The organism is Janthinobacterium lividum (assembly GCF_034424625.1).
Lineage (GTDB): Bacteria > Pseudomonadota > Gammaproteobacteria > Burkholderiales > Burkholderiaceae_D > Janthinobacterium > Janthinobacterium lividum.
Window position 1 is genome coordinate 4,254,872 of sequence record NZ_CP139976.1, and the last position, 14,489, is coordinate 4,269,360.

Here is a 14,489-nt window from a genome sequence, read left to right on the forward strand (position 1 = left end):
GACTTCAGGCTACGCGCTGCTGTGGCAAGACAGTTTCCATGGCCGGTTCGTCCGGCACCGGCAGGTAGCGGGCGCCCGCCTGGTAGCGCTGGAGGAACTGGCCGAAGTCGCCGCTGTCGGCGCGTTCCACGCGCTCCTGCTCGGCCAGCGAGGCATCGGCCTGCGCCGTGAAGCGCGCCAGCGCCGCAGGCGCCAGGGGACGGCCGCGAAAATGCGCCGCGTGCGCCGCGCTCTGGCGCAGGGCGAAGGCGTCGAAACTGCCTTGCTCGGCGCGGATCGCCGCCAGCACGCGCGCCGAAGGCGTCAGCGCCACGTCCGCCAGCTTGGCGCGCTGCGCCGCCAGCGCCGTGGCGCAATCATCGCCGCCGCGCGCCTGGTCCAGCAGCGCGGCCATGGGGGCAATGCGCTCGAGCAGCTCGCCAGCCCAGGCCTGCAGGCTGAGCTGTTCGCCGTGGCGCTCCAGCAGCAGTCCCGGACGGCGTCCTTCCTTGACGGTGCGGGCGAAATTCTCGGTGTTCTCGCGGCTTTCCGCATGGCCGGTGAGCGGGCTGTCCTGCAGCGCGCAAAACAGCAGAAAGGCGTCGAGGAAGTGGCAGGCTGACGCGCCGATGCCCAGCGGCTCGAACGGGTCGACATCGAGGCAGCGCACCTCCACGTACTGCACGCCGCGCTGGGCCAGCGCATGCAAGGGGCGCTCGCCGCTGTGCGCCACGCGCTTGGGGCGGATCGCCGAGTAGTACTCGTTCTCGATCTGCAGGCGGTTGGTATTGATCTGCACCCACTGCCCCTCGCGCCGCGTGCCCAGTTCGACATACGGCAGGTACGGATGGTTCATCGCCGCCGCCAGGCTGGTGATATAGCTGTCGAGCGTGTTGTAGTCGGGGGTCAGGCCGGCCTGGGCATCGTTCTGGTAGCCCATGTCGCTCATGCGCAGGCTGGTGGCGTACGGCAGGTACAAGGTATCGGCCGACAGCTGCTCCAGCGGGAAGTCGCCGCGCCCCGGGAAATGCGCCGACAGGGCTGGCGCGGCGCCGAACAGATACATCAGCAGCCAGCCATAGCGGCGGAAGTTACGGATCAGCCCGACATAGCTTTCCGACTGAAACTGCATCGCCGTGCGGCCATCGCCCTCGTCCGCGCGCAGGCGCTCCCACAATGCGGGCGGCAGCGAGTAGTTGTAGTGGATGCCGGCGATGCACTGCATGCTTTTGCCATAGCGCAGCGCCAGGCCGCGCCGGTAGACATGCTTGAGCATGCCGATGTGCGAGTTGCCGTACCAGGCGATCGGGATGTCGGGGTCGGCGGGCAGGCGGCACGGCATCGAGTGGCTCCACAGCATTTCGTCGCCCAGTCCGCTGAAGACGAAACGGTGCAAGGCGTCGTAACCGTCCAGCATGGCGGCCGTATCCTGCTCGGGCGGCGTGATCAGCTCGATCAGCGCCTCCGCATAGTCGGTCGTGATGGTGGGATGGGTCAGGGCCGCGCCCAGCGCCAGCGGATGCGCCGTGGCGGCCAGGTGGCCGCGGCCATCCACGCGCAGTGCTTCGCGCTCGATGCCGCGCAATCCCTGGGCCAGCAGCGTATGTCCGTCCGCGCCTGCCAGCAGCGCCATGCGGCGCGTCAATAATGAACTCATAGCTGTGCTGCCTTTACAAAAAAACATCGTTCGGCTTTCCATCTCGACGCCGACGATAAGCCCCAAGCCCCGCACCACACAACTCGCAAATCCTGAGTGCGGGGATCAGAAACACTGATGCCAGGGGCCAGGCACCCGGATTTGCGAGGCCTGCGCCCGGCACCGGCGTTCGCATCAGTGTTATTGAGTGCTGCACTCAGCATTTGCGAATTGCGCCGTCCCGCGCGGCCCCTTATCTTGATAAACGAATATCAATAGACGGAAAAGTTTGGTTGCGCCCGCATCGCAGCGCCGGCGCGCCCCTCTTCCGTATCCGGCGCGCCGACACGGCAGCGTGTTCAAGACACATGCATGCGTGCATGCGGCATGCAAGCCAACAAGGAAGCCGACAAGGCGATGGGAGAACACAGGTGGAAGTGATGGACAAGATGGTCGCGGACGACCCGGGCGTTGTACGCCTGAGCACTTATGCGCTGGAGGACAACTTGCTGGCACGCGGCGGCAGCGTCTTCCTGACCGGCACCCAGGCACTGGTGCGCCTGCCGCTGATGCAGCGCTGGCTCGACCGCGAGCGGGGCCTGAACACGGCCGGCTTCATCAGCGGCTACCGGGGCTCGCCGCTGGGCGGCTACGACCAGGCGCTGTGGCGCGCGCGCGGCGTGCTGGAAGCGCAGCAGATCCGTTTCCTGCCCGCCATTAACGAAGAGCTGGCAGCCACCGCCGTGCTGGGCAGCCAGCAGGTCGAGACCGATCCCCAGCGCACGGCCGACGGCGTGTTCGCCCTCTGGTACGGCAAGGGGCCGGGCGTCGACCGGGCCGGCGATGCGCTCAAGCATGGCAATGTGTACGGTTCCTCGCCGCACGGCGGCGTGCTGGTGGTGGCCGGCGACGACCACGGCTGCGTCTCGTCATCGATGCCGCACCAGAGCGATTTCGCCATGCAGGCGTGGAGCATGCCCATCGTCAATCCGGCCAGCATCGCCGAATACCTGGAATTTGGCCTGTACGGCTGGGCGCTGTCGCGCTTTTCCGGCATGTGGGTGGGCTTCAAGGCCATTTCCGAAACGGTGGAAAGCGGCGCCACGGTCGACCTGGACGGCCTGTGCACGCGCTTCGAGCAGCCGGCCGACTACAGCGTGCCTGCCAGCGGCCTGCATTACCGCTGGCCCGACCTGCCCGGCCTGCCCATCGAGACGCGCCACGCGCACAAGCTGGCCGCCGTGCACGCGTTCGCGCGCGCCAACAGCATCGACCGCCTGCTGTGTCCCAGCCCGCAAGCCGATATCGGCATCGTCACCTGCGGCAAGGCGCATCTCGACGTGCTCGAAGTGCTGCGGCGCCTGGGCCTCAGTCTCGATGTGCTGGAACGCGCCGGCGTGCGCCTGTACAAGGTGGGCCTGAGTTTTCCGCTGGAAGCCGAACGCCTGGCGCAGTTCAAGGCGGGCTTGCGGGAAATCCTCGTCATCGAGGAAAAGGGGCCTCTGGTGGAGCAGCAGATCCGCACCCTGTTCTACAACTTGCCGGACAGCGCCCGCCCGCTGGTGCTGGGCAAGCTCGATGCCGGCGGCGCGCCGCTGCTGCCGGCGCAGGGCGAACTGCGCCCGTCGCGCATCGCCGGCGTGCTGGCGGCCTGGCTGGCGCGGCACAAGCCGGCGCTCGACCGCCGCGCCCTGCTGCCCGGCTTCGCGCCCGCCGCGCTGCTGGCCAATGCGGCCGACGGCGTGCGGCGCCAGCCTTATTTTTGTTCCGGCTGCCCGCACAACAGCTCGACCAAGGTGCCCCAGGGTTCGCGCGCGCAAGCCGGCATCGGCTGCCATTTCATGGCCTCGTGGATGGAGCGCGATACCACCGGGCTGATACAGATGGGCGGCGAAGGCGTTGACTGGGTGGCGCACTCGATGTTCAGCACCACCGCGCACGTGTTCCAGAACCTGGGCGACGGCACGTATTTCCACTCGGGCTTCCTGGCCATCCGCCAGGCCATCGCCGGGCGCGCCAATATCACCTACAAGATTTTATACAACGACGCCGTGGCCATGACGGGCGGCCAGCCCATCGACGGCAGCCTGACGGTCGACGCCATCGCCTGGCAAGTGCATGCCGAGGGCGCCAAGGCGATTGCCGTGGTCAGCGACGCGCCGGAAAAATACGCGGGCTTGCACGGCCGCTTCCCGCCGCCCGCCACCTTCCACGGACGCGAAGAGCTCGACCAGGTGCAGCGCCGCCTGCGCGAGGTCAAGGGCGTCACCGTGCTGATTTACGACCAGACCTGCGCGGCCGAGCTGCGCCGGCGCCGCAAGAAAAAGGAATTGCCCGATCCGCCGCGCCGCATGGTCATCAACAGCGCCGTGTGCGAGGGATGCGGCGATTGCGGTGTCCAGTCGAATTGCCTGTCCATCGTGCCCCTGGAAACGGGCTACGGGCGCAAGCGCGCCATCGACCAGTCGTCCTGCAACAAGGATTATTCCTGCGCCAACGGCTTTTGCCCCAGCTTCGTCTCCGTGCGCGGCGGCGCCTTGCGCAAGGCAGCCGACGCCGCCATCGATCCGCAAGCCCTGCGCCGCGCCGCGGCCGCCCTGCCCCTGCCCGCGCCGCATGCCTGGCACGGCCCGTTCAACCTGCTGGTGACGGGGGTGGGCGGCACGGGCGTGGTGACGGTGGGCGCGCTCGTTTCCATGGCCGCGCACCTGGAGGGCAAGCAAGCCTCGGTGCTCGACTTCATGGGCTTTGCGCAAAAGGGCGGCGCCGTGCTGTCCTTCGTGCGCCTGGCCCTGGCCGGCCAGGATCTGCACCAGGCGCGCATCGACATCGGCCAGACCGATGCGATGCTGGCCTGCGACATGGTGGTCGGCGCCAGCGCCGACGCGCTGCAGACCCTGCGCCACGGCCACACGCGCGTGGTCGCCAACACGCATCAGTTCCCCACCGCCGCCATGGTGCGCGATCCGGATGCGCCGCAGCATGCGGGCGCCCTGATGGACAAGCTGCGCCACGCCGTCGGCGTGGAACACATCGCCGAATGCAACGGCCAGGTGCTGGCGCGCCAGCTGATGGGCGACACCATCATGGCCAATATACTGCTGATGGGCTTTGCGTGGCAGCGCGGCCTGATCCCCGTCGGCCTGGCGGCGCTGGAACGGGCCATCGAATTGAATGGCGTGGCCGTCGACGCCAACAAGGCGGCCTTTGCCGCCGGCCGCCTGGCCGCCTGCGGTGCGCCCCTGCTGCAAGGCGTGGCCGCGGGTCCGCTGGCGGAAGACGCCAGCCTGGGCGCGCTGGTGGAACAGCGCAGCGCCATGCTGGCGCGCTACCAGAACGCGGCGCTGGCGGAACGCTTCCAGGCGTTCGTCGCGCGCGTGCGCGAGCGCGAAAGCGCCGTCTTCGGCGCCGATGCGCCGCCCGTGCTGACCCTGGCCGTGGCGCGCGGCTACAGCAAGCTGCTGGCCTACAAGGATGAATACGAGGTGGCGCGGCTGTTCTCGGACGGCCAGTTCCAGCGCGAGCTGCAGCAGCAGTTCGAGGGCGACGTGACGCTCACCTTCCACATGGCGCCGCCGCTGCTGGGCAAGCGCAAGCGCGCCTTCGGCCCCTGGATGGGCAGGCTGCTGGCGCTGCTGGCCAGGGCCAGGGGGCTGCGCGGTACGCGGTTCGACGTGTTTGGCTACAGCGCCGAACGGCGCCGCGAGCGCCAGCTGATCACCGACTACACGGCACGCCTCGACGCCCTGCTGCCGCGCCTGAGCGCCGGGAACCTCGATTCCATCGTGGCGCTGGCCGAACTGCCGCAGGCCATCCGCGGCTACGGCCACGTGAAGCTGGCCAGCATCGATGCCGCCGAACTGCGCGCGCAGGCGCTGCTGGCCAGGCTGGAACAGCCGGCCGCTCCCGCTGCCCCTGCCGCGCCACACGCCCAGCAGCCTTTCCGCACCATCGCCATCCGGCGCTACCAGTAAACATGTTTTCCATTGACCACCACACGGCGCGGCGCCTTGCCGCGCCGGCGCGCCCAGGAGCCCAGCCTTGAAGTCCTTGTCCCTCGCCCTTCCCCTGCCCGTTGCGCGCCTGCGCGCGCTGGCCGCCATCGCCGCGCTGACGCTCGCCAGCGGCCTGGCGGCCGCGCTCTACCTGCCGCCCTCCATGGCCGGCGTGGTAGCGCTGCTGGTCTTTTGCATCAGCATGTGGGCCACGGCCCTGGTACCCGAATATTGGCCGGCCCTGGCCTTCTTCCTGGTGGCGATGCTGTGCAATATGGCGCCCGCGCAAACCGTGTTCTCCGGCCTGCAGTCGACCACCTTCTGGCTGCTGTTCAGCGGTGCCGTGATGGGGGCGGCGATCGGCCACACGGGCCTGGGCAAGCGCGCGGCGGCCATCCTGTCGCGCATGCTGGGGCGGCGCTACGCGGGCGTCATCGCCGGCATCGTGCTGTTCAGCGTGGCGCTGGCCTTCGTCATGCCTTCAGGCATGGGCCGCGTGGTGCTGCTCATTCCCATCACCATGGCCGTGGCCGAGCATATCGGCTATGGCGCGGGCCATAACGGCCGCACGGGCATGCTGATGGCGGCCAGCTTTTCCAGCTTCCTGCCGACCTTCGCCATCCTGCCGTCGAACGCGCCGAACATGATCCTGTCCGGCATGGCGGACAATCTATATGGCGTGCAGATTGCGTATGTCGACTACCTGCTGCTGCACTTCCCCGTGCTGGGCATCCTCAAGTCCGTCCTGCTGGTGCTGCTGATCCTGTGGATGTTTCCCGCCGCCGATCCCGTGCGCGCGGCCGCGCCGGCGCAGCGGCAAGGTCCCATGTCGGCGCAGGAGACGGGACTGGCCGTGGTGCTGGGAGGCTGTCTGGCCCTGTGGATGACGGACGGCCTGCACCATGTGTCGCCGGCCTGGGTCGGCCTGGCCGCCGCCCTGATCTGCCTGTGGCCGGCCGCCGACCTGACGTCGAAAAAATGCCTGAACCAGGAAATCAACTATGGCTCGCTGCTGTTCGTGGCCGGCGTGATGGGCCTGGGCGCGGTGATTTCGGAAAGCGGCCTGGGCGAAGCCGTGGTGCACGGCCTGAGCCGGCATGCGCGCTTTGCGGCCGACACGCCGCTGTGGAACGCCGCCGTGCTGACGGTGATCTCGACGGTGGTGTCGCTGGTGACCAACCTGGCGGGCGTGCCGGCGACGATGACGCCGCTGGCGCAGGACCTGGCGGCGGTCACGGGCCTGCCGCTGATGACGGTGCTGATGACGCAAGTGCTGGCATTTTCCAATGTCTGCCTGCCCTACCAGGCGCCGCCCCTGATTTTCGCCATGCAGGCGGCCAGCCTGCCGGTGGCGGCCGTCACCCGCCTGTGCCTGAGCCTGTTCATCCTCAGCCTGCTGATACTCACGCCGCTGGACTTCGTCTGGTGGCACGTGGTCGGCCTGCTGTAGCGCTGGCCCGCAGGCAGGAACTTTCTCACGAAAAGTAACAATTTACGCTATTTCAAGGGCTGACGCGCATCGCGGCGGTGACAGGGAGAAGGGAAAAGTCACAAATAATTACCCATCTTGCAGGCATTGTTAATGCGGTTTTCTTAATGAAATCACATATAATGCATAGTTGAAAAACAAATAAGAATATCTGAAATTTCACCCATCTTTTAACTTAATGGACCCGCCCCTCATGGAAATCCATCACCTGAAAACCTTCGCCACGGTGGCGCGCGAGGGCAGCATTACGCGCGCATCCGAACGGCTCTTCCTGAGCCAGCCCGCAGTCAGTGCCCATGTCAAGGCGATGGAGGATTATCTCGGCCTGACCCTGTTTGAACGCACGGCGCGCGGCATGAGCCTGACCAGCAGCGGCCAGCGCATCCTGGCCAAGGCCGAACGCACGCTCAACATCCACCGCGAACTGCTCGACGAAGCCAACCACATCAAGGGCCGTCTGGCCGGCAAGCTGCGCATCGGCGTCGGCGGCCAGTCCAACAACGAAGCCATTGGCCGGCTGGTGCGGCGCTTTTCCGAACACCATCCGGAAGTCGAGGTCTCGCTGGAGCACGGCAGCTCCACCGGCACCCTGAACGGCATCCGCAGCGGCACGCTCGACGCGGGTTTCTACAACGAGGCCCGCTCGCCCGACGATGACCTGATGACGATCGAAGTGGCGTGCTTCCCCGTCTACGTGGCGGCGCCTGCCGGCATGCTCGACACCACCCAGCCGCTCGACTGGAACGCGCTGGCCGAGCTGCCGTGGATCTTCGCGCCATCGAGCCTGTGCTGCGGCGGGGCCGCCGAGCACCTGTTCAAGACGCGCAATTTCCGTCCGCGCCGCATCATCAGCATCGACCGCGAAAGCGTCACCCGCTCGATGCTGGCCGAGCGCCTCGGCGTCGGCCTGCTGCATGGCGACACGGCGCTGGAAGCGCAGCGCCTCGGTGAAATCGACATCCTGTGCGTGGCACAGTCGTCCGTGCGCAATCTGTTCGCGCATCTGGCCTCGCGCGCCAGAGAGCCGATGTTCGAGGCGATCAATGATGCGCTAAGCGAATCGGGCATATTGGCGGCCTGAACCGCCAATATGCCGTGCGAGTGCCACAGCCAGCGCGGGAAACCTAGCTAGCCAGGCGCTGCATCTGATTGAAGATATTTTTGCGGTGCATTTCTTCGGTGCCGCCCACGCTGGCGAAAGCCAGGGCGTTTTTCATCAGCTCGGCCACGCGGCCGTTGTGATAGCCAAGACTGCCGTACAGCTTGACCAGGCTGGTAGCGCTGTTGATCAGGTCTTCGGATCCCACCAGCTTGGCGATGGAACAGCTCATCAACCCTTCCCGCTGGCCTGCCAGCAATTGCGACAGCGCGCCAAACGCCAGCCATCGCGAACGTTCCATGCCGATGCGGATATCGACCAGACGCCGCTGCACGTACTGGTGGTTGTCGATGCTGCTATTGAAGCTGCTGCGGCTGGCCGCGTAGCGCATCGCCTCGTCCAGGTAGGGCGCGATCAGGTTGGCCGCCGCCAGGCCGTAATACAGGCGTCCCAGCGAAATGGTGTCGATCAGCGTGGCCAGGCCGCGACCGGGCGCGCCCAGCAGCTGCGACGGGCGCACGGCCACATCCTCGAAATGCAGGGCACCGGTGGGCAGGTTGCGGTTGCCCAGCTTGTCGTCCACCAGGCCGGCGCGCAGGCCGGGCGTGCCGCGGTCGACCAGCGCCAGCGCGATATTGTGCTCTTCCTTGTCCGCCAGGCGGCAGACGATCAGGGCGAAATCCATGATGGGCGCGTGCGCGATATTGTACTTGCCGCCATTGAGCACGTAGCCGTCGGCCGTGGCGCGCAAGGTGCTCTGGATGCTGCGCACGTCCGTGCCCGTGCCCGGCTCGGCGATACCGGTGGCGCTGACGTCGCCGCGCAGGATGGCGCCGAAATAGCGGTCGCGCTGCCCTTCCGTGCCGTGCCGCTCCAGGCCCCGCACCATGCCGGCCTGGGCGATGACCGACAGCAGCAGCTCCGGCGCGCCGATGGTGGACGACAGGCCGTCGAGGGCGGCGGTAAAACTCCACCAGTCGCCCGTCGCGTGATCGCTGCCGGGCACGATCATGCGCCACAGACCGGCATCGCGCAGGCGCTGCCAGCCGTCAAAATCGAAACCTTCGGCGCGCGCGGCGGCGCCGGCGGCAATGTCGCTGCCGATACCGGCGTAGCGCTGGCGTATCTCGCCCTGTTGCGGTGTAAACATCATGGTTAGCCTTGTTGGTCAATGAAAGAAAAAGGGCCGCGCGGGCGGCCCTGGCAGGTACGCCGGCCGTCAGTCCGACAGGACGACGGAGCGCCCGATGGCGCCGTGCAGGTCGAGGCAGCGCTCGAACCAGGTACTGACGGGATCGTCGGCCGGCAGCAAGGGATACGGCACGGTGATGCGCGCCCATTGCAGCACGCCGAACAGGATGTAGTCGGCAAACAGGGGCTGCGCGCCGCCCAGCCAGGGCTGCTTGGCCAGCACGCTGCGCAGCGGCGCGAATTTTTCCGGCAGGGCCGCCAGCTCGATGTGGCGGGTGGCCGAGGCCTCTTCCAGGGTCTTGCCGAAGCGTTTCTCGCGTGCCGCGCGGAAATACGCCTGGTCCGCCGGCGACATCAGCGCATGCATGTCCATGGCGGCGATGGCCGAGACGGGCGGATGGATGACCGTCTGGCTGAAGCTTTCGACGAAACGGGCCATGGCCTGGCCGCCCGGGCCGCCGAACAGGCTGGGCCGGTCCGGATAGGCGCGCTCCAGGTGCACGGCGATTTCAAAGCTGTCGCCCTCGATGTGGCCGTTGTCGTTCAGCACCGGCACGCTTTTATAGCTGCCGTCCTCGATGCCGGCGATTTCCGCGAAGGAGACGGGCCGCACCTCGGCCTGCAGCTCCTTGTGCTTGAGTGCCATGATGATCTTCCATACATGGGGCGAATAATGACGGCGCCGGTCGGCGGCGCACAGGCTGTACAGGATGATGGACATGCGGTTCTCTCTGGTTGTGAAGGTCAGGCCGCGGCGCCCGTCAGCGCCAGGCGCTGCACGCCGCTGGCGGGGAAGCGTTCGCGCAGCAGCGCCAGCACCTGCTCGGGACTCGGCAGCGAGTGATGGCCGTGCATGCGCTCGAGCAGCGGATCGAAATGGTCGCGCCATACGGGGTCGATGATGATGTAGCCGTCCTCGCGCAGCTGCGCCAGGTTGCGCTGCACGGCCGGCTTGGCCAGCATCGGCCCGCCCATCACGGGGAACAGCAGCACGGGAAAGGTGGCGGCCAGGATCACGGTGGTCAGGCGGTTGCCGGAAAAGCCGTTTGCCACGGCCGCCAGCGTATTCGCGGTGGCGGGCAGCACCAGCAGCAGGTCGTGCTCGGCGGCCAGGCGGCCAGGCTTGTCGGTCGGCCAATCCTGCGGCCGCTCGCCGCTGATGACGCGGTCGACATACAGCGCGATCGATTCCGGCTTGAGGAAGTTGGTGGCATTCGGCGTCATCAGCACGCTCAGCTCGCAATCGAGATGGTCCTTGATGATGCGCAGGTAGTTCGGCAGCAGGGTCGAATCGAGCGATCCCGTGACGCCGATGAGGATGCGCGGCTTGTGTTTGTTGATGGGCGTTTCCATGGTGTTGTATCCAGGTGGTGGCACGGCTGTGCCGGGTTAATGGGGTGCAGGCGGACGGCGGCGCTGGTGCGCGCGCACCGCCATGACCATGCGGTCGAGGATCTCGGCCAGCAGCGGCTGCGAGGTGGCGAAATTGAGGCGCGCGCAGTGCGCGGCGCGCGCGTCGAAGACTTCGCCCGGGCTGAGCGCCACGCGCGCATGCTGGAGGAAGAAATCCGCCGCCGGCTGGCCCAGCTCCAGCGCGCCGCAATCGAGCCACAGCAGATACGTCCCCTGCGGCACGTGGAAGCGGATGGCCGGCAGCTCGCGGCGCAGGATCTGCGCCGCGTAGTCGCGCATGGCCATCAGGTGCGCCAGCACGGCGTCCAGCCAGGGCTGCCCGTCGTTCCAGGCCGCCACGGTGGCGTCGATGCCCAGGTTGTTGACGGCGCCCGTCAGGCGCGCCGGCAGGCGCGCGTGGAAGCGCTGCTGCAGCTCTGGCGAGCCGAAATGGGCGACGGCGCAGCGCAGTCCGGCGATATTGAAGCTCTTCGTGGCCGAGTTCAGGGTGACGGTGCGCGCTGCCGCCGCCTGCGACAGGGAGGCGAATGGCAGATGGCGCGCGCCCGGGTAGACCAGGTCGGCATGGATTTCGTCGGACACCACGATCAGTGCATGGCGTTCGGCAAAGGCCAGCACGCCGTCCAGCTCCGCGCGGCTCAGCACGCGCCCCGTCGGATTGTGCGGATTGCACAGGATCAGCACGCGCGTGCGGGCATCGACAGCTTGCTCCAGGCTCTCCAGGTCGAGCTGGAAGCCGTCGGCACCCGTGCGCATTTCCAGCGCGACCAGGCGCCGGCCCGTGCCCTCGACCGCTTCGCGGAACGGCGCATAGTGCGGCACCTGCACGATCACGCCGTCGCCCGGGTCGGAAAACGCCATCACCGCGGCAAACGTCGCCTGCACCAGGTCGGGCAGGACCAGCACCTGGTCGGCCTCGGCCTGCCAGCCATACAGGCGGCGCATGCGCGCGGCGAACGCGTGTGCCACGGCGCGGTCGGCCTTGCGTCCGTCACGCAAGGGATAAGTGAAATCGACGCGCTGCAGCACCTGCGCCAGCGCCGCCTGCACGGCGGGCGCGGTGCCCAGGTCCATGTCGGCCACGCAGGCGGCAAGCACGCCGGGCTGGTACTGGCGCCACTTGAAACTCTGGCGCGCCAGCAGCTGGTCCAGGGTCAGCGCCAGGCCGTCCTGCAGGGTAGCGAGCTGGCGGCTCATGCTTCGGTAAACACGCGGTTCAGGAAGCCGTTGAACCATGCCCGCAGCGCCTTGTCGTGCAGCACGCGTCCCTGCAGGTGCTGTTCGCCCTGCTGCGCGTTCGGCAGGTGGAAGCGGTGCGCGCCCTTCACCGCCCAGCGGCGCTGCATGGCCAGGGTCAGCTCGGGATGGTACTGGATGCCCCAGGCTTTCTCGCCGTAGCGGAAGGCCTGGTTGCGGTAGGCGTCGCCCTCGGCCAACAGGATGGCGCCCTTGGGCAGCTCGAAACCCTCCATGTGGAAGTGGTACACCATGTCCGGCCACTTGGGCATGATGCGCTGGCCTTCGGCCGTCGGCTTCAGCGGATACCAGCCGATCTCCGTGACGTCGCCCTCGGCCGCCGTCACCTTGCAGCCGAGATTCTTGGCCAGCATCTGCGCACCCAGGCAGATGCCCAGATACGGCCGGTTTTCCGCCAGCGGCACGGACAGCCACTCGATCTCGCGGCGGATGTGCGCATCGCTGTCGTTCGCGCTCATCGGGCCGCCGAACGAGATCACGCCCGCATGCCCATCGAGGGTGTCGGGCAGCGGGTCGCCGCACACGGGACGGCGGATATCGAGTTCAAAGCCCTTGTCGCGCAGCAGCTTGCCGGCGCGGCCCGGCGTCGACGCCTCCTGGCGCAGTATCGCCAGGATCGGCCGCTTGCGCCCGCGCCGGCCTTGCATCGTTTCACTCATGCTGCTCTCCTTGTATCTTGTTGCGCTGGATGTAGGACTCGACCAGGCTGGCATACGGCGGCACGAAGGTCACCAGGGTCTGCTGGCCCACCTTGATGGTGTCCTTGACGTCGAAATGCAGGTGGATCGGCAGCTTGTCGATCCAGTTGTTCGAAATCCTGCCGATGCGCGCGCCGCGCGCCACCGGCTGCAGTTCGCGCACGGCCAGGTCGCTGGTATTGAGGTGCACATAGCGGTACAAGGTGCCGGCGGCCGTCTGCAGGGTGACGCTGAAACGCGCGATCTGCACGATGACGCCATCGTCGGCCGCTACGGCCCAGTGAAAGTTGGCGCGGCAGGTGGCCGGGCGCAAGTCTTGCCCCTGATGTCCGCCGGACAGGCAGAACGGCAGGTTGTCCTTGCGCAGCTCGCAAAAATTGTCGCGCCACGGATAGGCATAGTTGGCGTCGTCGCAGGAATCGCCTGCCTTGCCGCGCTGGCCGCCCACGCCGTAGAAATGCGAACTGGCATAAGCCGCGCCCTTCTCGATGGGAAAGCGCATGTCCGGGTACAGCACGGCGGCGCTGGCCACGCCGCTGCCGCTGCCGGGCAGCAGTGCTCCGGGCGGCAGGAAACGGTCATCATTGCCGGCCAGTGCCGGCAGCGCCAGCGCACCGAGCACGCCAGCCAGTAGCAAAGTCTTCATCATGGTTTTTCTCCCGCCACGAGCAGCAGCGCACGCGCCGTGTCGGTCAGATATTGCGGATCGGTGCAGCGCTTGTCCTTGAGCGGCTCGTCGCAGCTCATGCGCAGCGTGTAGGCGGCGCCAAAGCGCGTGAAGCTGTAGTCGGCGCCGTCGCCTATCGATTCGAAGGCGCCGCCCGCATGTTCGAGCTTCAGGTCACTTGGTGCGACGAGGTGCGTGGCGCTGCCGAACAGCCCCAGCTTCGCGCCCGCCGGCGCATACAGGGCCGCATAGGCCGTGCCCTGGCCATGGAAACGCGGCGCGCCCCAATCGCCTTCGGCCGGCAGCAGCAGTACCGGGATGCTGACTTGCGCCAGTCCGGCGGGCGCCGTGGCGCGCAGCGCCCGCAGCACTGCGTCGGCCTGCGCCGCGCCGGCGCGCGCCAAGCTGGCCGCGGGCCAGTCGATCGGCGTCAGCACGCGCCGCACCGGTTCACCGGCGCTGGCGGCCAGCGGCGCCGCGGCGCCCGCGAGCAGGCCCAGCGCGCCAAGCGCTTGCAGGAATGCCAGGCGCGCCATCTTAGAGGCTGCCCTGGTAGGCCAGCACGGTCTGCTTGAACGACTCGGGCACGGGCTGCGTGGCCTGCTTTTCGTAGTCGTACATGACGTGCACGGAAATGGCCTTGGCCATCACCACGCCCTGCTCGTCGCCGATGTGCATGATGTGCTCCATTTCAAAGCTCTTGCCGCCAAACTTGGAGACATGGCTGAGCACCAGCACCTTGTCGCCGTACTTGGCCTGGGCGATGTATTCGCACGCGGTTTTCACCATGATGTGCGGCAGCTTTTCGCTCTTCGGAATTTCCAGGATGCGGTGCATGTATTCGAGGTAGGCCGTCTGCATGTACTCGTAGTACACGGGGCTGCTGACGTGGCCCATCGAGTCGGTGTCGCGGTAACGGATGTCGAGATTGGTCTTGAAAGAGCGGCGCATCATTGTGTCCTCATGTGGCGGTTATATCCGGTCAGGCCGGCTTGGGTAGTGACATTTCGCCAATGATGCTAAGACCGATAGCGGGTACCTCACAAGACGCAATATCTGAGGGCG

Annotated in this window: 12 protein-coding genes; 3 read left to right on the forward strand and 9 right to left on the reverse strand. The window is 67.3% G+C overall.

Features of this window, described 5'->3' with window-relative positions; translation table 11 throughout:
- Nucleotides 1-4: 4 nt before the first annotated feature.
- A complete protein-coding gene (gene gshA / locus U0004_RS19255) occupies nt 5-1,636 on the reverse strand; it encodes a glutamate--cysteine ligase (RefSeq protein WP_081345716.1) in 1,632 nt (543 codons plus the stop codon).
- A gap of 428 nt (nt 1,637-2,064) precedes the next feature.
- Here gshA and U0004_RS19260 point away from each other — a divergent pair, with 428 nt between their 5' ends.
- The 3 genes from U0004_RS19260 (at nt 2,065) to U0004_RS19270 (ending at nt 8,180) form a co-directional block, all read left to right on the forward strand.
- Entirely contained in the window at nt 2,065-5,589 is a 3,525-nt protein-coding gene (locus tag U0004_RS19260; RefSeq protein WP_070257690.1) for an indolepyruvate ferredoxin oxidoreductase family protein, read from the forward strand.
- Nucleotides 5,590-5,656: 67 nt separating this feature from the next.
- A complete protein-coding gene (locus U0004_RS19265) occupies nt 5,657-7,060 on the forward strand; it encodes an SLC13 family permease (protein ID WP_071653702.1) in 1,404 nt (467 codons plus the stop codon).
- A 232-nt stretch (nt 7,061-7,292) separates the two neighbouring features.
- Nucleotides 7,293-8,180 (forward strand): LysR family transcriptional regulator, encoded by an 888-nt coding sequence (locus tag U0004_RS19270; protein WP_034783934.1) that lies wholly within the window; start codon nt 7,293-7,295, stop codon nt 8,178-8,180.
- A gap of 43 nt (nt 8,181-8,223) precedes the next feature.
- On the opposite strand, the gene U0004_RS19275 is transcribed toward U0004_RS19270, so the two are convergent.
- From U0004_RS19275 to U0004_RS19310, 8 genes are all read right to left on the reverse strand, one after another.
- Nucleotides 8,224-9,351 (reverse strand): acyl-CoA dehydrogenase family protein, encoded by a 1,128-nt coding sequence (locus U0004_RS19275; protein ID WP_070257681.1) that lies wholly within the window; start codon nt 9,349-9,351, stop codon nt 8,224-8,226.
- A gap of 66 nt (nt 9,352-9,417) precedes the next feature.
- A complete protein-coding gene (locus U0004_RS19280) occupies nt 9,418-10,110 on the reverse strand; it encodes a glutathione S-transferase family protein (RefSeq protein WP_034783932.1) in 693 nt (230 codons plus the stop codon).
- Between the two features lie 23 nt (nt 10,111-10,133).
- Nucleotides 10,134-10,742, reverse strand: a complete 609-nt coding sequence (locus U0004_RS19285; RefSeq protein WP_070257682.1) for a flavoprotein — start codon at nt 10,740-10,742, stop codon at nt 10,134-10,136.
- Between the two features lie 36 nt (nt 10,743-10,778).
- Nucleotides 10,779-11,999 carry a MalY/PatB family protein gene (locus U0004_RS19290; RefSeq protein WP_231958077.1) on the reverse strand — a complete coding sequence of 407 codons (1,221 nt, stop codon included), beginning with the start codon at nt 11,997-11,999 and terminating at the stop codon, nt 10,779-10,781.
- Nucleotides 11,996-12,718 (reverse strand): glutamine amidotransferase, encoded by a 723-nt coding sequence (locus U0004_RS19295; RefSeq protein WP_034783929.1) that lies wholly within the window; start codon nt 12,716-12,718, stop codon nt 11,996-11,998. Before U0004_RS19295 ends, U0004_RS19290 begins: the two co-directional genes overlap by 4 nt.
- Nucleotides 12,711-13,406 carry a peptidoglycan DD-metalloendopeptidase family protein gene (locus U0004_RS19300; RefSeq protein ID WP_034783928.1) on the reverse strand — a complete coding sequence of 232 codons (696 nt, stop codon included), beginning with the start codon at nt 13,404-13,406 and terminating at the stop codon, nt 12,711-12,713. Before U0004_RS19300 ends, U0004_RS19295 begins: the two co-directional genes overlap by 8 nt.
- Nucleotides 13,403-13,960, reverse strand: a complete 558-nt coding sequence (locus U0004_RS19305) for a hypothetical protein (protein WP_070257683.1) — start codon at nt 13,958-13,960, stop codon at nt 13,403-13,405. The genes U0004_RS19300 and U0004_RS19305 overlap by 4 nt, the downstream gene beginning before the upstream one ends.
- A gap of 1 nt (nt 13,961) precedes the next feature.
- Nucleotides 13,962-14,378, reverse strand: coding sequence for an acyl-CoA thioesterase (locus U0004_RS19310; protein WP_034783925.1), 417 nt, complete (start codon nt 14,376-14,378; stop codon nt 13,962-13,964).
- Between the last annotated feature and the right edge of the window lie 111 nt (nt 14,379-14,489).